A 6398-nucleotide genomic window follows, 5' to 3' on the forward strand; every position below is an offset into this window, starting at 1 on the left:
AGCGCCTCTTCCACCGCGATCTCGTCGAACGGGTTCATGGACATCTTGACGTTGGCCAGCTCCACGCCCGACCCGTCAGACTTCACCCGGACCTTAACGTTGTAATCCACCACCCGCTTAACGGGCACCAGGATCTTCATCGACACGCGCTCCCCGTTCCCGAAATCTCGACCGGCGGTCGTAAAATCCGCCGATAAACGTGACTTCCGCTCTTATCCCTGCATTGCAGCATTTCTTGCGGGCGGGCAACGTAGGAGGGGCCAGAAAGTGTGTCAACGCTCGCTCCGGCGCGGCGTTCGGACGCCCTGTTCGCGGATGCTTGGCACGCCGGAGGGATCGCGATCGAACAGGGCGACGCCCGGCCGGCGCATCAGCGCCACCAGAACGGCTCCGGCGAGGAAGCCGCCCACGTGCGCCCACCACGCCGTCTCCTGGTCCGAGCTCGACAGGATCTGCCACACCTGAAGGCCGAACCAGGCGCCGATGGCCCAGTAGGCCGGGACGCGGAGCGGGATCTTCATCAGCACCAGCGCCCACAGGCGGATGTTCGGGTGCAGCACCAGATAGGCCGCGATCACCCCGGCCACCGCTCCGGACGCCCCGACCAGCGGCGCTTCCGAGCCCGGCTCGGCCACCACATGGACCAGCCCGGCGATGACCCCGCATAACAGATAGAACAGGAGGAAGCGGGCATGGCCCATGGCGTCCTCCACATTGTCGGCGAACACCATGAGGAAGGCCATGTTGCCGATGAGGTGCAGCCATCCGCCATGCAGGAACATGTAGCTGACGAGGGTGAGGGCCGGCGGCAGCCGCTCGTACCCCTCGGGTAGGATGGCGACGCCGCTGACCACAGCGGGAATGGCTCCGAAGCCGAGCACGCCGGCCTCGCTCACCGGCCCGAACGCGCCGTGCTGGAGCGCCACGAAGACGAACACGTTCAGCGCCACCAGCCCCCAGGTGACGTAGGGGCGGCGCACATGCTCCAGGGGATTGGTGTCGGCAAGCGGAACGAACATCACACGGTCCCGGGGACCCGTCCGCCGCCTGCGGCCGTCCTGTCCCGTGGCGGCGAGCTTAGAGCATTTTCGCGCGGGGTGGATACCGCCCCGCGTGAGGAAAATGCGTTGGCTCAATAGCCTAGGGTGTTTTTCCGATGCGGCGGAACGGGGACGCGCTCTGACGCGGAGGGCCGCGCCTTGGCGACGGAGCCTGCGTCAGGTCCGGCGCCTTCAGCTGCTCCTTCAGCGACTCTTGCCCGGCACCCACAGCACGTCCGCCGCGCCGCGGGCGTTGGCATAGCGGCCGGCGACGAACAGCAGGTCGGAGAGCCGGTTCACGTAATGCAGCGCCGGCGCGCCCACCGCGCCCTCTCCCACCGTGCCTTCGCCCTGGTGCGACAATGCGACCATGATGCGCTCGGCCCGGCGGCACACCGTGCGGGCAAGATGGAGGTGGGCGGATGCGGCGGTGCCGGCCGGCAGCACGAAAGAGGTAAGGGGAGAAAGCTCGGCGTTGAGGAGATCGATATCCTCTTCCAGCCGCGTCACCTGCGCGGGGACGATGCGCAGGCTCGCGCCCGGCTCCTCGTTGGCGGCGGGGGGCACGCAGAGGTCGGCACCGAGATCGAACAGGTCGTTCTGGACGCGCACCAGAATGCCATCGAGCAACGGCTCGCCGGAGAGGTGGAGGCGGGCGATGCCGAGGGCGGCGTTGGTCTCGTCCACCGCGCCATAGGCCTCGACGCGCAAATCGTACTTGGGCACGCGCTTGCCGGTGCCGAGGCCGGTGGTGCCGTCGTCGCCGGTGCGGGTGTAGATCTTGTTCAGCTTGACCATGGCCGTCAGCGACCCATGGCGAAGATGGTGGCCATCACGATGATGATGGCGAGGAACTGGAACAGCACGCGCATCTGCATCAGCTTCTGCGAGCGCTGGGGCGAGCCGCCCGAGGCGAAGTTGAACAGGCCGAGGAAGAGCACCCCGGCCACCAGCATCAGCGCCAGCGGGATGAACAGATAGATCGACCAGTGCACCATCTTCGTTTCCTCCCGGCGCTCAGTTGAGCACGGCGATGCCGGCATTGAGCGTCGAGGCGTAGCACACCCAGACGAGATAGGGCACCAGCAGCCAGCCGGCCGTTCTGTCCAGCGGGAAGGTGGCGCGCAGCGTCAGCGCCAGCAGCACCACGAGGCCGATGATGATGACGAGTCCGGCGTGGATCGCGTGCAGGCCGAAGAACACCGGCGACCAGATGAAATTGAGCGCCAGCTGCACCAGGAACAGGCCGATGGCCACGGTGCGCGCGGAGGAGGGGGGCACCTTGTCCCACAGCCGCCAGAGGCTCACCGCCATCATCAGATAGAGCAGCGTCCAGACGATGGGGAAGGCGGCGTTGGGCGGCGTCCAACCCGGCTTCACCAGACCTTGATACCAGGAGGGGATGGCCGGAGAGGTCACCGCCCCGCCGACAGCGCCCACCGCCAGCATCAGCACGAGGCAACCGGCGAGCCGCAGCCGGGAGACGGCGCAGGGCGAAAGCGAGCGGGGGGAGGTCACGGACATGTGGAAGCACCTTTCCACCGCCGGCCATGCGGGCGGCGGCTTCTCCTTATCCGAACGCCAGCCCCCGGTGGATCGTTTCGCCCGTCGGGGGCCAAGGCTCACGGGATCAAGGCTCAGGTGGCGATGTGGCCGGCGATTTCGTCCACCGGGAGCTTCACCAGATCCTTGGCGATCTCGCCGTCCACCAGCGGCCTGACGCGGTGAGACAGCGCCTCCCGCAGCACGCCCAGCGCCTTGGGCGGGGCGACGAGGAGGATGCGGGCCGGGGCCTCGCCCGCGGCCACCAGAGCATCGAGCCGCCCGGCGACCCGGGCGATGAAGGCGGCTTCTGCCTGGGCGTGCAAATCGGTGGTCTCCACCGCGCTGCGGGCGACGGTGGCGGATTCATGCACCCGGCCGGGACGGTCCGTGCCGAGGGCGGCGGTGCCGGGATGGGGTTCGCTGAAGCTCTCCATCACCGACAGGCGCGGCGCCGGGGCGATGCCGGTATCGGCGAGCAGGACGGCCTTGGCGCCGTCGCACACCACCACGAGGCGGTTCATCTTGTCGGTTTTCGTCATGTCCCTGTCTCCCTGATCGCGGGGCGCCTGAAGCGCCGGCTTGAGCGTCCGTTGGGGCCGGTGTCCATGCCTGTGTGTCACATGGGAAGGGACGGCGCCTTGTCCAGGGACAAACCGTTCCGCCGGCCTCTGCGACCTTGTGTCGACGGGCGGGCGCTTGTCGTACCGGAAGCGGCGTGAGACGCTTTCGTGAAAGGGTCTGCGGCCGATGGCGATCCGCGCGGTGATCGGTGCCGAGGGTTCCGACGTATCGCCCGTGCCGACGCAAAGCCAGAGCGCCCAGCCCCGCACCGAGGATACCGCCATGCCGTTCCTGGTCCGCTTCCTTCTCCGCCACGCCGCCATCGGCATCGCTGTTGCGGCGCTGTTCGTGGCGCTTCTCGTCGCTTTCGACGTGGCGCATCTCGCCAGCCTGTTCGCACACTCGCCGGATGGGCTTCTGGCCCTCGGGGTGCTGACGGTGGCGCTGGGCATCACCTTCGGCAGCGTGCAGATGGGCTTCGCCGTGATGCTGATGGACGACGAGGACGGCCCGCCCTCCGGCCGCCGCGCCCGGCTCACCCGCCTCGTGCCGAAGCTCGCGCGGGTCCACGCCCGGCGCTGACACGTCCGTCTGTGCTTTTGAATGCGGCCGGGCGTTGAGCCCGGCCGTTTTCGTTTGGGACTACTGACCCTTGCGCCGCATGGCATCGGCCAGCGCCGCGCCGAAGGCGCCCTGAGCGCCCCTGTCGCCGCCCCTTTCGCCACCCTTGTCCCCCGGCTTGCCTTGCTGGGGCCGGCGGAAATCGTTGCCTCGCCCGTCATTGCGCGGCTGCTCCGGCCGCCCGCCCGCGGGCCGCGCGCCGGCATCGTCCTTGCGCATGGAGAGGGCGATGCGCTTGCGCTTCACGTCCACTTCCACCACGCGCACCTTCACCACGTCCCCGGCCTTCACCACCTCGTGCGGGTCCTTCACGAAGCGGTCGGCCAGCGCCGAAACGTGCACCAGCCCGTCCTGATGGACGCCGATGTCCACGAAGGCGCCGAAGGCGGCGACGTTGGTCACGGTGCCTTCCAGCACCATGCCGGGCTTGAGGTCGCTCATCTCGTGAACGCCCTCGGCGAAGGTGGCGGTCTTGAACGCGGGGCGGGGGTCGCGGCCGGGCTTCTCCAGCTCGGTGAGGATGTCGCGCACGGTGGGCAGGCCGAAGCGCTCGTCCACGAAGGCGCGCGGGTCGAGCGCCTTCAGCGCCGCCGTATCGCCCATGATCTGGCGCACGTCGCGCCCGCAGGCGGCGACGATCTTCTTCGCCACCTCATAGGCTTCGGGATGCACGGCGGAGGCATCCAGCGGCTCGGCGCCCTCGGGGATGCGCAGGAAGCCGGCGGCGAGCTCGAAGGTGCGCGGGCCGAGGCGGGAGACCTTCAAGAGTTCCTTGCGGGTCTTGAAGGCGCCCACCGAATTGCGGTGCGCGACGATGGCCTCCGCCAGCGAGGCGCCGAGGCCGGACACGCGGGCCAGCAAGGAGGCCGAGGCGGTGTTGAGGTCCACGCCCACGGCGTTCACCGCGTCTTCCACCACCGCATCGAGGGCTTTCGCGAGACGGGCCTGATCCACGTCGTGCTGGTACTGGCCGACGCCGATGGCCTTGGGCTCGATCTTCACCAGCTCCGCCAGCGGGTCCTGCAGGCGGCGGGCGATGGAGACGGCGCCGCGGATGGACACGTCGATGTCCGGCATCTCGGCGGCGGCGGTGGCCGAGGCGGAATAGACCGAGGCGCCGGCCTCGCTCACCACCACCTTGATGGGCTTCTTGCCCGACGCATCCGGCGGCAGCGCGGCAATCATGTCGGCGGCGAGCTTGTCCGTCTCGCGGCTCGCCGTGCCGTTGCCGATGGCGATCAGCTCCACATTGTGCCGGCGGATGAGGTGCGCCAGCTCCGCCATGGCGCCCTGCACGTCGTTGCGCGGCTGGAAGGGATAGACGGTGCTGGTGGCAATCAGCTTGCCGGTGCCGTCCACCACCGCCACCTTCACGCCGGTGCGGATGCCGGGGTCGAGCCCCATGGTGGCGCGCGAGCCGGCCGGGGCGGCGAGCAGCAGATCCTTGAGGTTGCGGGCGAAGACGCGGATGGCCTCTTCCTCCGCCCGCTCGCGCATCTCGCCCATCAATTCCACGGTGAGATGGAGCGAGAGTTTCACCCGCCACGCCCAGCGCGCCACCTCCAGCAGGAAGCCGTCCGCCGGGGCGCCATTGGCGAGGGGGATGTCGTAGGCCTCGGCGACGATGCGCTCGGCCGGCTTCACCGGGGTGGTGGCATCCTCGTCCACCACCAGGTCGAGGGTCAGCATCTCCTCGTTGCGCCCGCGCAGCATGGCGAGCACGCGGTGGCTCGGGGCGGTGGCCCACTTCTCCGAATGGTCGAAATAATCGCGGAACTTGGCGCCCGCCTCCTCCTTGCCCTCGGCCACCTTGGCCTTGAGCATGGCATTGGCCTTGAGATGCCCGCGCAGGCGGCCGACCAGCTCAGCATTCTCGGCGAAGGTCTCCACCAGAATGTCGCGGGCGCCGTCCAGCGCCGCCTTGATGTCCGCCACCTGCTCATTGAGGAAGGCGGCCGCGCGCGTTGCGGGAGCGACCGAGCGATCCGACAGGATCTCCTCGGCAAGGGGCCCGAGGCCCTTCTCGCGGGCGATTTCCGCCTTGGTGCGGCGCTTGGGCTTGTAGGGGAGGTAGAGGTCTTCCAGCTCGGCCTTGGTGGTGGCCGCCTCGATCTTGCCGCGCAGCTCGTCGGAGAGCTTGCCCTGCCCGTCGATGGAGGAAAGTACCGCGGCGCGGCGGCTTTCCAGCTCGCGCAGATAGGAGAGGCGCTCTTCCAGTGTGCGCAGCTGGGTGTCGTCGAGGCCGCCCGTCACCTCCTTGCGGTAGCGGGCGATGAAGGGAACGGTGGCGCCTTCGTCGATGAGGGAGACGGCGGCCGTCACCTGCGCCGGGCGGGCGTTGATCTCGGCGGCGATGAGGCGGGCGATGGCGTCTGCGTTGCCCTGCGGTGCGGCGGCCATGGGGTCTCCTCAACTGTCCTGCGACACGGGGGGACGCCCATAGCCGAGCAATGGGGCGATGTCACGTTGCGGCTGGGGAAAGAGCCGTTCGGGTGCCCTTATCTGTCGCCCTCAATTTGTTACGTGTCATCGCCCGGCTCGTCCGGGCGATCCACCCATCCGCCTGCACGCTGTCCTGAAACCCGAACCCGTCCAACCGTGGATCGCCCGGACGAGCCGGGCGATGACGGC

Annotated in this window: 7 protein-coding genes and 1 pseudogene; 1 reads left to right on the forward strand and 7 read right to left on the reverse strand. The window is 68.9% G+C overall.

The features are described from left to right. The 6 genes and pseudogenes from ACE3QW_RS24810 to ACE3QW_RS24835 all read right to left on the reverse strand — a co-directional run. Nucleotides 1-140: pseudogene (locus ACE3QW_RS24810) on the reverse strand (electron transfer flavoprotein subunit beta/FixA family protein); the annotation flags it as partial. Nucleotides 141-272: 132 nt separating this feature from the next. After that, nucleotides 273-1019: a rhomboid family intramembrane serine protease gene (locus ACE3QW_RS24815; protein WP_374254741.1), complete on the reverse strand. Its 747-nt coding sequence runs from the start codon at nucleotides 1017-1019 to the stop codon at nucleotides 273-275. A gap of 225 nt (nucleotides 1020-1244) precedes the next feature. Next, a complete protein-coding gene (locus ACE3QW_RS24820) occupies nucleotides 1245-1838 on the reverse strand; it encodes a cob(I)yrinic acid a,c-diamide adenosyltransferase (RefSeq protein WP_250165330.1) in 594 nt (197 codons plus the stop codon). A 5-nt stretch (nucleotides 1839-1843) separates the two neighbouring features. Further along, nucleotides 1844-2038 carry a twin transmembrane helix small protein gene (locus tag ACE3QW_RS24825; RefSeq protein ID WP_029556086.1) on the reverse strand — a complete coding sequence of 65 codons (195 nt, stop codon included), beginning with the start codon at nucleotides 2036-2038 and terminating at the stop codon, nucleotides 1844-1846. 19 nt (nucleotides 2039-2057) lie between these two features. Beyond that, a complete protein-coding gene (locus ACE3QW_RS24830; protein WP_374254744.1) occupies nucleotides 2058-2564 on the reverse strand; it encodes a TspO/MBR family protein in 507 nt (168 codons plus the stop codon). Between the two features lie 113 nt (nucleotides 2565-2677). After that, on the reverse strand, nucleotides 2678-3124 hold the full coding sequence (locus tag ACE3QW_RS24835) for a host attachment protein (protein WP_374254746.1): 447 nt from the start codon (nucleotides 3122-3124) through the stop codon (nucleotides 2678-2680). Between the two features lie 208 nt (nucleotides 3125-3332). Here ACE3QW_RS24835 and ACE3QW_RS24840 point away from each other — a divergent pair, with 208 nt between their 5' ends. Beyond that, entirely contained in the window at nucleotides 3333-3728 is a 396-nt protein-coding gene (locus tag ACE3QW_RS24840; RefSeq protein WP_374254747.1) for a hypothetical protein, read from the forward strand. 60 nt (nucleotides 3729-3788) lie between these two features. On the opposite strand, the gene ACE3QW_RS24845 is transcribed toward ACE3QW_RS24840, so the two are convergent. Continuing rightward, a complete protein-coding gene (locus ACE3QW_RS24845) occupies nucleotides 3789-6167 on the reverse strand; it encodes a Tex family protein (RefSeq protein WP_374254749.1) in 2379 nt (792 codons plus the stop codon). Nucleotides 6168-6398: the final 231 nt, after the last annotated feature.

It is taken from the genome of Xanthobacter sp. (assembly GCF_041911315.1).
In the GTDB taxonomy this organism is placed as follows: domain Bacteria; phylum Pseudomonadota; class Alphaproteobacteria; order Rhizobiales; family Xanthobacteraceae; genus Xanthobacter; species Xanthobacter aminoxidans.

Coding starts and splice junctions, on each gene's coding strand:
- ACE3QW_RS24845 (WP_374254749.1), bottom strand. CDS start 6,167: ATGGCCGCCGCACCGCAGGGCAACGCAGACGCCATCGCCCGCCTCATC.
- ACE3QW_RS24825 (WP_029556086.1), bottom strand. CDS start 2,038: ATGGTGCACTGGTCGATCTATCTGTTCATCCCGCTGGCGCTGATGCTG.
- ACE3QW_RS24815 (WP_374254741.1), bottom strand. CDS start 1,019: ATGTTCGTTCCGCTTGCCGACACCAATCCCCTGGAGCATGTGCGCCGC.
- ACE3QW_RS24830 (WP_374254744.1), bottom strand. CDS start 2,564: ATGTCCGTGACCTCCCCCCGCTCGCTTTCGCCCTGCGCCGTCTCCCGG.
- ACE3QW_RS24840 (WP_374254747.1), top strand. CDS start 3,333: ATGGCGATCCGCGCGGTGATCGGTGCCGAGGGTTCCGACGTATCGCCC.
- ACE3QW_RS24835 (WP_374254746.1), bottom strand. CDS start 3,124: ATGACGAAAACCGACAAGATGAACCGCCTCGTGGTGGTGTGCGACGGC.
- ACE3QW_RS24820 (WP_250165330.1), bottom strand. CDS start 1,838: ATGGTCAAGCTGAACAAGATCTACACCCGCACCGGCGACGACGGCACC.